Origin of the sequence: Acidovorax sp. BoFeN1, assembly GCF_003345135.1 — a bacterium.
Lineage (GTDB): Bacteria > Pseudomonadota > Gammaproteobacteria > Burkholderiales > Burkholderiaceae_C > Acidovorax > Acidovorax defluvii.
In genome coordinates, this window is sequence record NZ_QOZT01000015.1 from 1 (window position 1) to 15610 (window position 15610).

The following is a 15610-nucleotide window of genomic DNA, read 5'->3' on the forward strand; positions in this document are numbered from 1 at the left end:
ACCCCATGGAGAACACCGGATGCCCAAGACCACCCCCCTTCGCATTGCGCTGATCGCCGCCGCCGCGCTGCTGGCCGGTTGCAACACCGCACCGCCGCTGGCCTACACCGTGCCCAGCCAGCCCGAGGGCTCGTCGGGCACCACCGAAAAACCAGGCTGGGCCACCGAGAAGTTTGCCGTGGCCGCGGCCAACCCGCTGGCCACCGACGCGGGCTACCAGGTGCTCAAGGCGGGCGGCTCGGCCATCGACGCGGCCATTGCGGTGCAGATGGTGCTGACGCTGGTCGAGCCGCAGTCGAGCGGCATTGGCGGCGGCGCCTTCCTGCTGCATGCTGCGGGTGCCCGCGTGGAAGCCTATGACGGGCGCGAAACAGCACCCGCTGCCGTCACCGACAAGCTCTTCATCGGCGCGGACGGCAAGCCCCTGCCCTTCAACGACGCCGTCGTGGGCGGCCGCTCGGTGGGCGTTCCGGGCACGGTGCGCATGCTGGAGCTGGCACACCGCGAGCATGGCAAGCTGGCATGGGCGCAGCTGTTCGAGCCCGCCATCCAACTGGCCGAGGGCGGCTTCAAGGTCAGCGCGCGGCTCAACACCTTGCTGGCCAACGACAAATTCCTGTCCAAAGACCCCGTGGCCGCCACCTACTTCTACGACGCCGCCGGCAAACCCTGGCCCGTGGGCCATGTGTTGAAGAACCCCGAGCTGGCTGCCGTGCTGCGGGCCATCGCCCGGCAAGGCTCAAAGGCGCTGCTGGAGGGCGACGTGGCCCAGGCCATCGTGACCAAGGTGCGCACGCACCCCACCAATCCAGGCCAGCTCAGCCTGGCCGATCTGGCCGGTTACCAGCCCAAAAAGCGCGAAGCCCTGTGCACCAGCTACCAGGTTGCGCCCCGCAACTACCGCGTGTGCGGCTTTCCGCCGCCGAGTTCGGGTGCCATCGCCATCGGCCAGATCCTGGGCATCCTCCAAAACACCAACGCGGCTGCCATACCACTGCAAGACGGTCTGCGCGGCCCTGCCCCCGGCGCCGACTGGCTGCACCTCTACACCGAAGCGGCGCGCCTGGCCTTTGCCGACCGTGCGCTCTACGTGGCCGACCCCGATTTCGTGCACCCCCCGGCCGGCAGCTGGATGAGCCTGCTGGAGCCCGCCTATCTGGCCAGCCGCGCCCAACTGATCGGTGCGCAGAGCATGAAGGTGGCGCAACCGGGCACGCCGGGCGCCCTGCGCACCAGCTTTGCCCCCATGCCCGAGCAGCCCGAATACGGCACCAGCCACATCAGCATCGTGGACGCCTTTGGCAACGCGGTGGCCATGACCACCACCATCGAAGACCAGTTTGGCTCACGCCAGATGGTCACCACCAGCGCCGCGCGCCGCGGGGGCTTTTTGCTCAACAACGAACTCACCGACTTCAGCTTTGCCCCCACCGACGCCCAGGGCCAGCCCATTGCCAACCGCGTGCAGCCGGGCAAGCGGCCGCGCTCGTCCATGGCGCCCACGCTGGTGTTTGACCAGGCCAGCGGCGAGCTTCTGATGAGCGGCGGCAGCCCCGGCGGCGCGGCCATCATCCACTACACGGCCAAGGCGCTGTATGGCGTGCTCAACTGGGGCCTGATGCCGCAGCAGGCCATCAACCTGCCCAATTTCGGCTCCATGAACGGCCCCACGCTGCTGGAAGAAAACCGCTTCCCTCCCGCCACAGTGCAGGCCCTGCGCGCACGCGGCGCCGAGGTGCGCGAGATGAACATGACCAGCGGCCTGCAGGCCATCACCCGGGGCCAGGCCCATGGCAAAAAGGTATGGCTGGGCGGCGCCGACCCGCGGCGCGAAGGCGTGGTGATGGGTGACTGATAATAATCAGCATCAAAACAGGCTCTAGCGCTTTATAAATAAGCGCAAGCAGCTATACAAAACATAGCAAATACACATGCCCGCACCGACTCCGCACATGCCCCACAGCGCCGGCACTTCGCTGGTTTCCTGCGCCGAGCTGCAAGCCCTGCTCACCCAGATCTTTCTGCGCCACGGCACCTCGGCCGAAGTGGCGGCCGTGCTGGCCGCCAACTGCGCCAGCGCCCAGCGCGACGGCGCCGAAAGCCATGGCATCTTCCGCATCCCTGGCTACCTTTCAACGCTGGCCAGCGGCTGGGTCAACGGGCAGGCCGTGCCGCAGGTGCAAGACGTGGCACCCGGATACGTGGCCGTGGATGCCTGCAACGGCTTTGCACAACCGGCCCTGCAGGCTGCGCGTGGCCTGCTGATCGACAAGGCGCGCCGCAACGGCATTGCGCTGCTGGCCATCCGCAACTCGCACCATTTCGCCGCGCTCTGGCCCGACGTGGAGCCCTTTGCCCGCGAAGGGCTGGTGGCGCTGGCCTTCGTGAACAGCATGGCCTGCGTGGTGCCCACGGGTGGGCACAAGGCCTTGTTTGGCACCAACCCCATCGCCTTTGCCGCGCCGCGCACAGGGGGCGACCCGCTGGTGTTTGACCTCGCCACCAGCGCCATCGCCCACGGCGACGTGCAGATTGCCGCGCGCGCGGGCCACACCCTGCCCGAGGGCTACGGCGTGGACTGCCACGGCCAGCCCACCTGCGACCCGGCCGCCATCCTGGACGGCGGTGCGCTGCTGCCGTTTGGCGGCTACAAGGGATCGGCCCTGTCGATGATGGTCGAGCTGCTGGCTGCGGCGCTCACGGGCGGCAACTTCTCGTTTGACTTTGACTGGTCGCAGCACCCCGGCGCCAAAACGCCCAGGACGGGCGAGCTGCTCATCGTGATCGACCCCGGCAAGGGCGCTGGCCACAATTTTGCGCAGCGCACCGAAACCCTGGTGCAGCAAATGCGCGCCGCCGGCCAGGCCCGCCAGCCCGGCGACCGCCGCTACCAGCAGCGCGCCGAATCCGAGCGCCATGGCATCGCGATCGACAGCGAAGAACTCGCCCGGCTGCGCGGCCTGGCAGCGGCACCCTGGTTCAGTGAACCAGCCGTGCCCCGGCCTCTCGCCTAAGCGGCCTGCTGCGCCAGCAACAGTGCCAGCGCCTTTGGCAAATGGGCCGCAATGGCTGCCGGATGCGGGTCGGAGAGCCGGGGCACATGGCCCAGCAAGGGGGCCGAAAGGCCCGCCTCCAGCGCAGCCAGGTTGTCGGCACCATGCGCCATGGCGGCATCGACCGTGTTGGCCACCCAGCCGGCCAATGGCAGGCCGCGCGCGCGCACGGCTTCGGCCGTGAGTAGCGCGTGGTTGATGCAGCCCAGGCGCAGGCCCACCACCAGCACCACCGGCAGCCCCAGGTCCACGGCCAGGTCGGCGGTGTCCCAGCCAGGGACTAGCGGCACCCGAAACCCGCCCACGCCTTCGACAAATGCGATGTCCGCCCGCGCCGCCACACCGCGCACGGCGGCCAGCAGCGAATCGCGCGAGATGGTGCGGCCCTCCAGGCGGGCGGCGATGTGTGGCGCGCAGGGCGTGCGCAGTTGCAGCGGGCCCACCTCGTCATCGCGCAGGTCCATGTTGCTGGCCGCGCGCAGGCGCAGCACGTCTTCGTTGACCCAGCGGCCGTCCACGCAGTCCTGCCCCGCCGCCAGCGGCTTGATGGCGGCCGCGCGCAGGCCCGACTGCGCCGCAAGGTGCGTGAGCGCAGCGGTGATGGCGGTCTTGCCGATCTCGGTGTCGGTGCCGGTGATGAAAAATGCCCCCCACGCTCCACCGCTTCGCGGGTCGCTGCCCCCCCGAGGGGGCTGCTTTTCATCTTGGGGCGGCCCGGCGCTGAAAAGACCGCGCGTCATGCCAGCTCCGCCGCGGCCTGGGCCAGCGCCGCCAGCAGGCGATCGATGTCGGCCGCGCTGTGCGTGCCACACAGCGTGATGCGCAGGCGCGCCGTGCCCGGCGCCACGGTGGGCGGGCGGATGGCCGGCACGCGCAGGCCGGCGCAGTCGAGGATGGAGGCCACCCGCAGCGCGGCGGCGTTCTCGCCGATGACCAGCGGCTGGATGGGCGTGTCCGACGCAATCAGCCGCCAGCCCAGGCCCGGATGGCGCGCCAGGATGGCGCCCACGCCGGCCCGCAGCTGCGCCTGCAGGCGCACGAGGTTGGCGCGGCGCTGTTCGCCCTCTTCGCCCGCCATCAGCGCCAGGCTTTGCAGCAGCGCATGGGCTACGGCGGGCGGCGCGGCGGTGGTGAAGATGTAGGCCCGCGCGGCCTGGATCAGGTATTGGATGACGGTGGGGTGCGCAGCCACAAAGGCCCCGGCCACGCCGGCGGCCTTGCCCAGCGTGCCCACCATGATCAGCCGCTCGCTGCGCAGGCCAAAGTGCGCCAGCGTGCCGCGCCCCTGCGGCCCCAGCACGCCAAAGCCGTGGGCATCGTCCACCACCAGCCAGGCGTCGTGCCGTTCGGCCAGCGCCAGCAGGGCATTGAGCGGGGCCACGTCGCCATCCATGCTGAACACCGCATCGGTGACGATGAGCTTGATGCGGGCCGTGCAGGCGCCCAGCAGCGCGTCAAGCTGCGCCACATCGCAGTGGGCATAGCGCTGCACCGATGCCTTAGCCAGGCGCGCGCCGTCGATCAGCGAGGCATGGTTCAGCTCTTCCGAAAAAATCACCGCATCGGCATCGCCCAGGGCCGTCAGCACCGCCAGGTTGGCCATGAAGCCGGTGCAAAAGAACAGCGCCTCGGCGTCGGGAATGGCGGGCGCCACGGCCGCCGCCAGGGCACGCTCCAGCGCCGCGTGCGCGCTCGAATGCCCGCTGATGAGGTGCGACGAGCCCGAGCCAGCGCCGTACAGGCGCGCGCCCTCGGCCAGTGCCTCGGCCAGTGCCGGATGGGCGGCCAGGCCAAGGTAGTCGTTGCTGCAGAACATCAGCAGCTCGCGCGATTGCCCGTCGGCGCCGCGCACGCGCTGCACTGGCGCGGTGGCGCTCTCGGCTTCACGCAGCACGCGCGTTAGATCCTTGGCTGCGATGGCCTGCAGTTTCTGGTTCAAATGGTCAAGCAGCATGATCAAGCACCTCCGTGAGCGTGGCCATCACGGCCTGGAACAAAAACTGCGCCGTGGGCGCGTCAATGAGATAGGGCGGCATCAGGTACACCGTGGCGCCAATGGGACGGATCAGCAGTTCATGCGCGCGTGCCGCCAGGTGAAAGCGCTCGGCAAAACGCTCACCGGGCTCGCGCACGTCGAACGCCAGGATCATGCCGCGCTGGCGCAGGTGGTGCACGCGTGGGTCGGTGGCCAGCGGCGCGAAGGCCTCGGCCAGCAGCCGGGCCTGCACACGGTTTTTCTCCAGCACCTGGTCGGAGGCAAAGCGGTCGAGCACGGCATTGGCCGCCGCGCAGGCCAATGGGTTGCCGGTGTAGGAGTGCGAGTGCAGAAAGCCGCGCCCCACCTGCTCGCTCCAGAAGCTCTGGTACACCGTTTCGGTGGTCAGCACCAGCGACAGCGGCAGCGTGCCGCCGCTGATGCCCTTGGAGAGCGTGATGAAGTCGGGCCAGCCGCACTCGCCCTGCTCGAACGCAAAGAAGGTGCCGCTGCGCCCGCAGCCCACCGCGATCTCATCGGCAATGAGGTGGATGTCGAACTCGTCGCACAAGGCCCGCACAGCGCGCAGGTAAGAGGGCTCATGCATCGCCATGCCGGCGGCGCACTGCACCAGCGGCTCGATGATGAGGGCCGCCACATGGCCGCGCCGCTCGGTCAGCACGCGGTGCAGGTCGGCCAGCGCGAGGGCCTCGCTGCCCGGGCCCTGGCGCGCATCGGGCGAATCGACGATGTGGGCGCGCATCAGCAGCGGGTCGTAGGCATCGCGGAACACCGCCACGTCGGTCACGGCCAGCGCGCCAATGGTTTCGCCGTGGTAGCCGTTGCGCAGACAGACGAATTCGCGCTTGTCCGCCTGGCCCCGGTTGGACCACGAATGAAAGCTCATCTTCAGCGCGATCTCGACGGCCGAGGCGCCGTCGCTGGCAAAGAAGGCGTGGCCCAGCGCGCCACCGGTCAGGGCCGACAATTTTTCGGCCAGCTCTACCGCGGGCGCATGGGTGCAACCGGCCAGCATCACATGGGGCAGGGTTTCAAGCTGGTGCGTGATGGCGGCGCGAATGCCGGCATCCGAGTGCCCGAACAGGTTGACCCACCAGGAGCTGTTGGCGTCGAAATAGCGCCGCCCTTCCAGGTCGAAAAGCCAGGGCCCTTCACCCCGTGCAAGGGCCAGCGGTGGGGTCACGGCGGCACGCGCCATCTGGGTGCAGGGATGCCAGACCGCAGCCAGGCTGCGGGCGGCCAGATCAGGGGAGTTCAGGGACTTCAATCAACAACTCACTCGCCCGGGCAAGCGGGCACGGATGAAGGGCCGGCGCAAGGCACATGCACGCCCCCGCGCGGATGGGGATGAAAAACCGGGGCAAGTATCGCACCCGGCCTCCACCCCGGTTACACCGCTTTATCGGCGCACCGAGGCCAGGGGGCAGTATTTGAACAAAATAGGGCATCAGCCCTTATGGATAAAGCGCAAACAGCTATTAATATAATAGCAATCAAAACACTGCCAGCGCGGCCGGCAGTGCTGACACGGTCAAACGTTGATCGCCGTGGCCGAGCCCGCCTGTTTGCGCAGCTCGAACTTCTGGATCTTGCCCGTGGCGGTTTTGGGGATTTCGCCAAACACCACGGCGCGTGGCACCTTGAAGCCGGCCAGGTGCTTCTTGCAATGCTGCACGATGTCATCGGCGGTGGCCTGCGCGCCGGCTTTCAGCTCCACAAAGGCGCAGGGTGTTTCGCCCCACTTCGCGTCGGGCTTGGCCACCACGGCGGCGGCCAGCACGTCGGGATGGCGGTAGAGCACGTCTTCCACTTCGATGGACGAGATGTTCTCGCCGCCCGAGATGATGATGTCCTTGCTGCGGTCCTTGATCTTGATGTAGCCGTCGGGGTACTGCACGGCCAGATCGCCGCTGTGGAACCAGCCGCCGGCAAAGGCTTCTTCGGTGGCCTTGGGGTTCTTGAGGTAACCCTTCATGGCGATGTTGCCCTTGAACATGATCTCGCCCATGGTTTCGCCGTCCCAGGGCACGGGCTGCATGGTTTCGGGGTCGAGCACCTGCACATCGCGCTGCAGGTGGTAGCGCACGCCCTGGCGGGCGTTGAGGCGGGCGCGCTCGCCGATGTCGAGGTCGTTCCACGCATCGTGCTTGGCGCACACCGTCGCCGGGCCATACACCTCGGTGAGGCCATAGACGTGGGTCAGATCGAACCCCATCTTCTCCATGCCCTCGATCATCGAGGCGGGTGGCGCGGCGCCGGCCACCATGGCCTTCACGCCCGAGGGCAGGCCCACTTTCAGGGCGTCGGGCGCGTTGACCAGCAGGCCGTGCACGATGGGCGCGCCGCAATAGTGCGTGACGCCATGGTTGCGAATGGCATCAAAAATCGCCTGCGCCTCCACCCGGCGCAGGCAGACGTTGACACCGGCGCGCGCCGCCACCGTCCACGGAAAGCACCAGCCGTTGCAGTGGAACATGGGCAGTGTCCACAGATAGACGGCGTGCTTGGGCATGTCCCACTCGAGCACATTGCTGATGGCGTTGGTAGCCGCGCCCCGGTGGTGGTAAACCACGCCCTTGGGGTTGCCGGTGGTGCCGGATGTGTAGTTGAGAGCAATGGCATCCCACTCGTCGGCGGGCAAATCCCAGGCGAATTGCGGGTCGCCGCCGGCCAGAAAAGCCTCGTAGGTGGTGTTGCCGAGCCGCTGGCTGGCAGGGCCGTAAACGGCATCCTCCACGTCGATCAGCAGCAGCGGCGCCTGGCTCTGGCGCAGCGCCAGGGCCTTGGCCATCGTGCCCGCGAACTCGGGGTCCACGATCACCGCCTTGGCCTCGCCATGGTCGAGCATGAAGGCAATGGCCTCGGGGTCGAGCCGGGTGTTCAGGGCGTTGAGCACGGCGCCCGCCATGGGCACGCCAAAGTGCGCCTCCACCATGGGCGGCGTGTTGGGCAGCATCACGGCCACGGTGTCGTTCTTGCCGATGCCCGAGCGCGCCAGCGCGCTGGCCAGCTGGCGGCAGCGCGCATAGGTCTGGGCCCAGGTCTGGCGCAGATCCCCATGCACGATGGCCAGGCGGTCGGGGTAAACCTCGGCGGTGCGCTCGATGAAACCCAGCGGCGACAGGGGCGCAAAGTTGGCTTCAGTGCGGGGCAATTGCTGGTCGTAGATGCTGGTCATGGCGGTTTCTCCGGTACGGCGACACATGGACTGTATCCGCCCTGTGATCGTCCGGTGCTGGGGGAAGACCTGGAGATGGCGGATGAGGACGCCATCGTGCGCGTGCGCCGCCGCAAAACCGTGGGCTGAGCCGCACGCGCAGGATCGTTCAAAATACCCGGGTGTCGATCCCCCAATCTTTCATCCAGGAACTGCTCGCGCGCGTTGACGTGGTGGATATCGTGGGCCGCTACGTGCAGCTCAAAAAGGGCGGCGCCAATTTCATGGGGCTGTGCCCCTTTCATGGCGAGAAATCGCCCTCTTTCAGCGTCAGCCCCGCCAAGCAGTTCTATCACTGCTTTGGCTGCGGCAAGAACGGCAACGCCATCAGCTTTTTGATGGAGCACGCCGGCATGGGCTTCATCGAGGCCGTGCAGGACCTGGCCCAGCAGGTGGGCCTGCAGGTGCCGGACGATGACATTTCCCCCCAAGAGAAAGAGCGTGCAGCCGCCGCCCGGCAAAAGCAGGCCACGCTGACCGATGTGCTTGAAAAAGCCGCCGAGGCCTACCGCCAGCAACTGCGCACATCACCCCGGGCCGTGGCGTATTTCAAGGGCCGGGGCGTGTCGGGCGCGGTGGCCAAGCGCTATGGCCTGGGCTATGCCCCCGAAGGCTGGCGCAGCCTGGCCAGCGTTTTCCCGCACTACGACGACCCGCTGCTCGAAGAAAGCGGGCTGGTCATCGTGAACGACGAGGACGGCGGCAAACGCTACGACCGCTTCCGCGACCGGGTGATGTTCCCCATCCGCAATGTGAAGGGCGAGTGCATCGGCTTTGGCGGGCGCGTGCTGGGGGACGACAAGCCCAAATACCTCAATTCGCCGGAAACCCCGGTGTTCCACAAGGGCCGCGAGCTCTATGGCCTGTTCGAGGCCCGCACCGCCATCCGCGAGCAGGGCTTTGCGCTGGTCACCGAGGGCTACATGGACGTAGTGGCGCTGGCGCAGCTGGGTTTCCCGAACGCTGTGGCCACGCTGGGCACTGCCTGCACGCCCGAACATGTGCAAAAGCTGCTGCGCTTCACCGACTCCGTGGTGTTCAGCTTTGATGGCGACACCGCCGGCCGCCGGGCAGCCCGCAAGGCGCTTGATGGCGCCCTGCCCCATGCCAGCGACACGCGCAGCATCAAGTTTTTGTTTCTGCCGCCCGAGCACGACCCCGACAGCTTTGTGCGCGCGCATGGCTCCGACGCCTTTGCCCGCCATATTGGCGATGCCGTTCCGCTGAGCCGCTTCCTGATCGAAGCCGCCAGCGAAAGCTGCGACCTGGGCACGGCAGAAGGCCGCGCGCACATGGCCAGCAATGCCCGGCCGTTGTGGAGCGCACTGCCCGAGGGCGTGCTGCGGCGCCAGGTGCTCACCGAGCTGGCCCAGCTGGCCCAGCTGGACGCGCACGACCTGTCCGACCTCTGGAGCAAGACCGCCGCCCAGGAGGCAGCGCGCCACCCCGGCGCCAGCGCCAGCGCCTCACATCGCCATGCCGCCGCACCGGCAGACGAGCCCCCGTGGGGCGCGCCGGCCGAACCCGGCTGGCAATCGCCCGGCGGCGGCTACGGCTCGCCCCAGAAACCACCCTTTCGCAAGGGCAGCGACTGGAAAGGCGGCGGTTGGAAAAAGAAGGACGCCGCACCCTGGCCGCCCCAGCCACGCCTGCCGCGCACCCCCACCGCCAGCCGCGCAGACCACGCCGCACGCCTGCTTTTGTCGCACATGGCGTTTCTGGAAGATCTGACACACGACGACCACGCCGCGCTGTGCGCCCTGCCCGCTCCGCACGGCCCGCTGTTCAGCTGGCTGGAAGGGCAATTGCACGAGCACGGCCCGCTGGCCTGGGCGCTACTGCGGGAAAGCCTGCGGGGCCATCCCTGTGAAGCCCTGGCAGTGAAAGTGATGACCGGCTCGCACGCCCAGACCGAGGGCGACCTGCACGAATTGCGGCTGGAGCTGCGCGATCTTTTGAACCGCATGCTGATCGAAGACATCAACGCCCAGCAAAAAGCCCTGATTCTTCAGGCCGCGCAAGACCCCACTGCGCTCGAACGCTACCGCGCACTGGAGCAGCGGCGCAACATTCTGCAGGGCATCGCGCCGCGTAGCGCTTGAAATACAGTGCGGCCGGTATAATGTAGGGTTTGTCGGCAAGAGCGACAGCAGCACCTCCGAGCCGGACCACCGTGACAAACGCGCACAACCGTCCACCCATCGCAAGGACTGCACACCAAATGTTCGCCCAGACATCTTGCCCTTGAGGATCACTCCTCTACCTGCAGCAGCTCTGCTTTTGCAGTGTCACCCGCGCCGGGATCCGAGGCGCTTGCGTTTTCTTTGTGTCCGTTTTTGACTCCGAGGTTGTTTTATGCCTGCTCAAAAGTCCGCGAAGCCGCTCAAGTCCGCCCCAGGCACCGCCGCGAAGGCTGTCTCCAAAACCGCTGCCAAAGCACCGGCCAAAGCCGCGCCCCCCAAGGCCGCCGCTGCCGCCCCTGCCCCGGCTGCCAAGAAAGTGAAAACTGTGTCCGTGAAAAGTTCTGCCGAGCTGATTAAAGCTGCCGATGAATTGCTGAAGAAGAAGCCTGCCCGCGCCGCAGCGGCCCCGTCCGATGGCGACGAACCCCCTAAAAAGCGCCCCGGCCGCCCAGCCAAGGCCGCCGGCACCGCCGAAGCCAAGGTCCCCGCCAAACGCGGCCGCAAGCCCAAGGCCGCTGCAGGCGAAATCAGCAGTGACGACGCAGACCTGTCCGACATCGAATCCGATCTCGAAGGCGAAGTGGAACCCGAGACAGAAGCCACCCCCACGGCCGAGAAGGTCAAGCCCCTGCGCATGAAGATCAGCAAGGCGAAAGAGCGCGCCTTGATGAAAGAATTCGGCCTGGACGAAACCGTCCTGTCCGAAGAAGACATGGCCAAGCGCCGGGCGCGCCTGAAGACCCTGATCAAGCTGGGCAAGACGCGCGGCTACCTCACGCACGTTGAAATCTCCGACCACCTGCCCGACAAGCTGGTCGATGCCGAAACCCTCGAAGCCGTCATCACCACGCTGAACGATCTGGGCGTGGCGGTTTACGAGCAGACGCCCGATGCCGAGGCGCTGATCATCACCGACAACGCCCCCGCGGGCGCGACCGAAGAAGAAGCCGAAGAAGCCGCCGAGGCCGCACTGTCCACCGTGGACAGCGAGTTCGGCCGCACCACCGACCCCGTGCGCATGTACATGCGCGAAATGGGCACGGTCGAGCTGCTGACCCGCGAAGGCGAAATCGAAATCGCCAAGCGCATCGAAGGCGGCCTGATGGCCATGATGGAGGCGATCAGCGCATCGCCCGCCACCATCGCCGAAATCCTGAACATGGGCGAAGACATCCGCGAAGGCAAGGTCGTCATCTCCACCATCGTGGACGGTTTCTCCAACCCCAATGAGGCCGACGACTATGTGGCCGAAGAAGACTTTGACGAATTCGACGAAGCCGATGACGACGACGGCAAGGGCGGCTCCAAGGCCCTGACCAAAAAGCTCGAAGAACTCAAGAAGCAGGCGCTGGAGCGCTTTGACAAGCTGCGCGAGCTGTTCGAGAAGGTACACAAGATCTACGACAAGGAAGGCTACGGCACGCCGGCCTACGTGAAGGCCCAGGCGGCCCTGTCGGAAGAGCTGATGACCATCCGCTTCACGGCCAAGACCATAGAGAAGCTGTGCGACATGGTGCGCGGCCAGGTCGATGATGTGCGCAAGAAAGAGCGCGAGCTGCGCCGCATCATCGTGGACAAGTGCGGCATGCCCCAGGAAACCTTCATCAAGGACTTCCCGGCCAACCTGCTCAACCTCAAGTGGGTGGAAAAGCAGGCTGCGGCCGGCAAGCCATGGTCGACCATCATGGCGCGCAACATCCCGCCCATCCAGGATCTGCAGCAAAAGCTGACCGACCTGCAATCGCGCGTGGTCGTGCCGCTGGCTGAACTCAAAGGCATCAACAAGCGCATGAACGAGGGTGAATCGACCTCGCGCGATGCCAAGAAGGAAATGATCGAGGCCAACCTGCGCCTGGTTATTTCGATCGCCAAGAAGTACACCAACCGTGGCCTGCAGTTCCTCGATTTGATCCAGGAAGGCAACATCGGCCTGATGAAGGCGGTGGACAAGTTCGAATACCGCCGTGGCTACAAGTTCTCGACCTACGCCACGTGGTGGATTCGCCAGGCCATCACCCGCTCGATCGCCGACCAGGCGCGCACCATCCGTATCCCGGTGCACATGATCGAGACGATCAACAAGATGAACCGCATCAGCCGCCAGCACTTGCAAGAGTTTGGCTTTGAGCCCGATGCATCCATCCTGGCGGCCAAGATGGAGATCCCCGAGGACAAGATCCGCAAGATCATGAAGATCGCCAAAGAGCCGATCTCCATGGAAACGCCCATCGGCGACGACGACGACAGCCACCTGGGCGACTTCATCGAGGATGGCGCCAACACCGCCCCTATCGAAGCCGCCATGCAGGCCGGTCTGCGCGATGTGGTCAAGGACATCCTCGATGGCCTCACGCCGCGCGAAGCCAAGGTGCTGCGCATGCGCTTTGGAATCGAAATGACCAGCGACCACACCCTGGAAGAAGTGGGCAAGCAGTTTGACGTGACGCGCGAGCGCATCCGCCAAATAGAAGCCAAGGCGCTGCGCAAGTTGAAGCACCCCAGCCGCTCGGACAAGCTGCGCAGCTTTATCGACTCGCTGTAAACCGCACCGCAATCACCCTGGCAACAGGGTCTGGTCGCGCAGACGCCCCAGCCACCCACCCGGTGCTGGGGCGTCGTGCTTTGGGGGTGACCTGGTACTGGGAACAGGCCGCTTCAGAGAATATGAATCAAAATAGCCTCCAGCGATTTATGGATAAGCGCCCATAGCTATATAAATAATAGCAATCAATCCAGCTTGAACCCTGACTACGCCACCAGTTTGGCCATGCGGCTGACCTCGCTGCGAAAGAAGGCGGCCGTTGAATCAGGAGGCGGGCTTTGCAGCTGGTAGCCCTGCGCCAGCAAGGCAACGCGCACCTCTGAAACCGCCACCGCGCTGCGCACCGCCTGGTAGGCGCGCTCCACCCCGGGTTTGGGCACGCCTGCAGGCCCCGCCACCGCCACCCAGCCGTCCAGCGCTAATGGGGCAGGCCCTGCGCGACGATCGTCGGCAAATCGGGCAGCAGGGGCGAACGGGTGGGGGACGACAAACCGATGGCCCGCCGTGCGCCCGGCTTCACATGGGACGCCGCCACGGCAATGGCAACGAACGCTATCTGGATCTGGCGATTCATGCCACCGCCCCTTGTGCCCGTAAGGCCTGCACCTGCTCGCCGGTGTAACCCAGCTCTTCCATGAGCTCGACGGTGTGCTGGCCCAGCACGGGCGGCTGCAGGCGCACGCCCAGCCGCTGGCCGTCCATGCGCAACGGGAACAGCGTGGTGCGAGCGGTCTGCCCGGCACGCTCGCCATCGGGCAGCGTGATGTCGGCCAGGCCACCGGTGGCGTTGAGGTGCGGGTCGTCAAACAGCTGGTCGGGCCGCAGGATGGGCGCAAAAGGCAGTCCGTTTTTCTCGAAGATGACCGTCAGCTCGGCAGCGCTGTAAGCGGCCAGGCGCTGGCGCAGTTCGGGCAGCATCGTGGCACGCTGGCGCACGCGGTCGTTGTTGGTCGCCAGTTGCGGATCGGCCTTGAGGTCGGCAAAGCCCAGGGCATCACAAAAGGTGATCCACTGCGCATCGCTCACAGCGGCCAGAAAAATCTGCTCGCCATCCTTCACGCTGAACACGTCGTACAGCGCCCACGACGAAATGCGCTCGGGCATGGGCGCGGCAGGCTGGCCGGTGACGGCGTATTGCATCATGTGCTGGCCCACCAGAAACACGTTGTTCTCGAACAGGGCCGAGTCCACCTCCTGCCCGCGCCCGGTGATGCCGCGCTGCATCAGGGCCGCCATGACCCCGATGGCGCCAAACATGCCGCCCATGATGTCGTTCACGCTGGTGCCCGCGCGCAACGGGTCGCCGGGGCGGCCGGTCATGTAAGCCAGGCCGCCCATCATCTGCACCACCTCGTCCAGCGCGGTGCGGTGCTCGTAGGGGCCGGGCAGAAAACCGGTGTGGTTCACGTAGATGAGGCGCGGGTTGAGCTGGCTCAGTGCCGCATAGTCGAGCCCGTATTTGGTCATCACGCCGGGCTTGAAGTTTTGCGCCACCACGTCGGCCGAGGCCGCCAGCTTGCGCGCCACCTCCAGCCCCTCGGGGCGGCGCAGGTCGAGCGCAATGCTCTTCTTGTTGCGGTTGAACATGGGGAAAAAACCCGCGCCCGCGCCCAGCAGGTGGCGGGTGCGGTCGCCCTCCACGGGCTCGACCTTGATGACTTCGGCCCCCAGATCGGCCAGCACCATGCCGCAGGTGGGGCCCATGACCATGTGGGTGAACTCCACCACGCGCAGCCCCGCCAGGGGCAAGGGGCGCGATGTGGTGCCAGGGGTGGACGATGAAGCAGGGGCAGCAGGTGACGAAGGTGCAGAAGTCATGGGGCTCACGATAAAGGATACAGTGGAACGATGAAGCCACGGCAGCCGGCGCGCTGACCGCAGCGGCCACTTGCGCCCGGGCCAACCTGGCCATCAGCGTGGTGCCGCGCGAGGTGGCCGGGCCCTTTGCCCGCACGGCCCCGGTGCGCATTGTTCCCCTGAGCGATGCCTGGGTACGCCGCCGTTTTGCCGTGTGTTACCGCAGCAGCCAGACGCTTCCACCCTGCGCACGGCTGCTGGTGCACCACCTGGCGTGCGCCGGCGAGCCCGATCACCTTGTTCGTGGCCCGCATGCAACACTTTGAAATGGTTTGAGGCAATTTACGGGGCAGGTGCATGTGCACTGTGCCTTTTGAGCTACCAAACTTGTAGCAAAACGGGTTCCGCGCTATAGTCGCAGCGCTCCCTCGGACGTGGTGCCTTTCGCGCCACCCCGGAATCTGACCCAACACTCGCGCGAGGAGAAACATCCATGAGCTCCAAAGAAAATGCCGCCATCAACCAGCTGTTTGAACGGCTTGAATGCCGTTACGCACTGCGCGTGCTCTGGGCCCTGCGCGATGGCCACCCCCAGACCTTCCGCCTGCTGCAAGACAGTGTGGGCGGCATCACGCCCAACACCTTGAACACCCGCATCAAGGAACTGCGCGAGGCCGGCTTTGTCGACCACGGCAGCGACGGTTACACCGTCACCCCGTCGGGCGCCGATCTGCTCAAGCGCCTGTCGGACGTGCAAGCCTTTGCCACCCGCTGGGTAGCGGGCCGCGCCAAGAAGGCCTGAAGCAGCGCCCATCCGCTGAC

At 66.4% G+C, this 15610-nt stretch carries 13 protein-coding genes; 6 read left to right on the plus strand and 7 right to left on the minus strand.

Annotation, left to right across the window (positions count from 1 at the left end; all coding sequences use genetic code 11):
- Positions 1 to 19: 19 nt before the first annotated feature.
- Together DTW89_RS05805 and DTW89_RS05810 are read left to right on the plus strand one after the other, a co-directional pair.
- A complete protein-coding gene (locus DTW89_RS05805; protein WP_114655248.1) occupies positions 20 to 1855 on the plus strand; it encodes a gamma-glutamyltransferase family protein in 1836 nt (611 codons plus the stop codon).
- A gap of 97 nt (positions 1856 to 1952) precedes the next feature.
- A complete protein-coding gene (locus DTW89_RS05810; RefSeq protein WP_114655249.1) occupies positions 1953 to 3014 on the plus strand; it encodes an Ldh family oxidoreductase in 1062 nt (353 codons plus the stop codon).
- On the opposite strand, the gene bioD is transcribed toward DTW89_RS05810, so the two are convergent.
- The 4 genes from bioD to DTW89_RS05830 form a co-directional block, all read right to left on the minus strand.
- On the minus strand, positions 3011 to 3793 hold the full coding sequence (gene bioD, locus DTW89_RS05815) for a dethiobiotin synthase (RefSeq protein ID WP_114655250.1): 783 nt from the start codon (positions 3791 to 3793) through the stop codon (positions 3011 to 3013). The two genes, DTW89_RS05810 and bioD, sit on opposite strands and share 4 nt — an antisense overlap.
- Complete coding sequence (bioF, locus tag DTW89_RS05820) at positions 3790 to 5007, minus strand: 8-amino-7-oxononanoate synthase (RefSeq protein ID WP_114655251.1); 1218 nt, start codon at positions 5005 to 5007, stop codon at positions 3790 to 3792. Before bioF ends, bioD begins: the two co-directional genes overlap by 4 nt.
- Positions 4997 to 6316, minus strand: coding sequence for an adenosylmethionine--8-amino-7-oxononanoate transaminase (gene bioA / locus DTW89_RS05825; protein ID WP_114655252.1), 1320 nt, complete (start codon positions 6314 to 6316; stop codon positions 4997 to 4999). The genes bioF and bioA overlap by 11 nt, the downstream gene beginning before the upstream one ends.
- Positions 6317 to 6580: 264 nt before the next feature.
- Complete coding sequence (locus DTW89_RS05830; RefSeq protein ID WP_114655253.1) at positions 6581 to 8227, minus strand: acyl-CoA synthetase; 1647 nt, start codon at positions 8225 to 8227, stop codon at positions 6581 to 6583.
- Positions 8228 to 8388: 161 nt separating this feature from the next.
- Between DTW89_RS05830 and dnaG the strand changes: the two genes are divergently transcribed.
- The gene (gene dnaG / locus DTW89_RS05835) at positions 8389 to 10368 is read left to right on the plus strand and encodes a DNA primase (RefSeq protein ID WP_114655254.1); all 1980 of its coding nucleotides are present in this window, start codon (positions 8389 to 8391) and stop codon (positions 10366 to 10368) included.
- Positions 10369 to 10621: 253 nt separating this feature from the next.
- On the plus strand, positions 10622 to 12991 hold the full coding sequence (rpoD, locus tag DTW89_RS05840; protein ID WP_114655255.1) for an RNA polymerase sigma factor RpoD: 2370 nt from the start codon (positions 10622 to 10624) through the stop codon (positions 12989 to 12991).
- Positions 12992 to 13197: 206 nt separating this feature from the next.
- Here the strand turns inward: rpoD and DTW89_RS19675 are convergent, their stop codons facing one another.
- The 3 genes from DTW89_RS19675 to DTW89_RS05850 are packed head-to-tail and all read right to left on the minus strand — an operon-like array spanning position 13198 to position 14809.
- The gene (locus DTW89_RS19675; RefSeq protein ID WP_236637047.1) at positions 13198 to 13371 is read right to left on the minus strand and encodes a hypothetical protein; all 174 of its coding nucleotides are present in this window, start codon (positions 13369 to 13371) and stop codon (positions 13198 to 13200) included.
- 38 nt (positions 13372 to 13409) lie between these two features.
- Positions 13410 to 13565, minus strand: a complete 156-nt coding sequence (locus DTW89_RS19680) for a hypothetical protein (RefSeq protein WP_236637048.1) — start codon at positions 13563 to 13565, stop codon at positions 13410 to 13412.
- Positions 13562 to 14809, minus strand: coding sequence for a CaiB/BaiF CoA transferase family protein (locus DTW89_RS05850; protein ID WP_114655256.1), 1248 nt, complete (start codon positions 14807 to 14809; stop codon positions 13562 to 13564). The genes DTW89_RS19680 and DTW89_RS05850 overlap by 4 nt, the downstream gene beginning before the upstream one ends.
- A 17-nt stretch (positions 14810 to 14826) precedes the next feature.
- Here DTW89_RS05850 and DTW89_RS05855 point away from each other — a divergent pair, with 17 nt between their 5' ends.
- Both DTW89_RS05855 and DTW89_RS05860 read left to right on the plus strand, forming a co-directional pair.
- Positions 14827 to 15114 carry a LysR substrate-binding domain-containing protein gene (locus DTW89_RS05855; protein WP_269089829.1) on the plus strand — a complete coding sequence of 96 codons (288 nt, stop codon included), beginning with the start codon at positions 14827 to 14829 and terminating at the stop codon, positions 15112 to 15114.
- 167 nt (positions 15115 to 15281) lie between these two features.
- Positions 15282 to 15590 (plus strand): winged helix-turn-helix transcriptional regulator, encoded by a 309-nt coding sequence (locus DTW89_RS05860; protein WP_024814563.1) that lies wholly within the window; start codon positions 15282 to 15284, stop codon positions 15588 to 15590.
- Positions 15591 to 15610: the final 20 nt, after the last annotated feature.

Coding starts and splice junctions, on each gene's coding strand:
- DTW89_RS05805 (WP_114655248.1), top strand. CDS start 20: ATGCCCAAGACCACCCCCCTTCGCATTGCGCTGATCGCCGCCGCCGCG.
- DTW89_RS05810 (WP_114655249.1), top strand. CDS start 1,953: ATGCCCCACAGCGCCGGCACTTCGCTGGTTTCCTGCGCCGAGCTGCAA.
- bioD (WP_114655250.1), bottom strand. CDS start 3,793: ATGACGCGCGGTCTTTTCAGCGCCGGGCCGCCCCAAGATGAAAAGCAG.
- bioF (WP_114655251.1), bottom strand. CDS start 5,007: ATGCTGCTTGACCATTTGAACCAGAAACTGCAGGCCATCGCAGCCAAG.
- DTW89_RS05830 (WP_114655253.1), bottom strand. CDS start 8,227: ATGACCAGCATCTACGACCAGCAATTGCCCCGCACTGAAGCCAACTTT.
- rpoD (WP_114655255.1), top strand. CDS start 10,622: ATGCCTGCTCAAAAGTCCGCGAAGCCGCTCAAGTCCGCCCCAGGCACC.
- DTW89_RS19680 (WP_236637048.1), bottom strand. CDS start 13,565: ATGAATCGCCAGATCCAGATAGCGTTCGTTGCCATTGCCGTGGCGGCG.
- DTW89_RS05850 (WP_114655256.1), bottom strand. CDS start 14,809: ATGACTTCTGCACCTTCGTCACCTGCTGCCCCTGCTTCATCGTCCACC.
- DTW89_RS05860 (WP_024814563.1), top strand. CDS start 15,282: ATGAGCTCCAAAGAAAATGCCGCCATCAACCAGCTGTTTGAACGGCTT.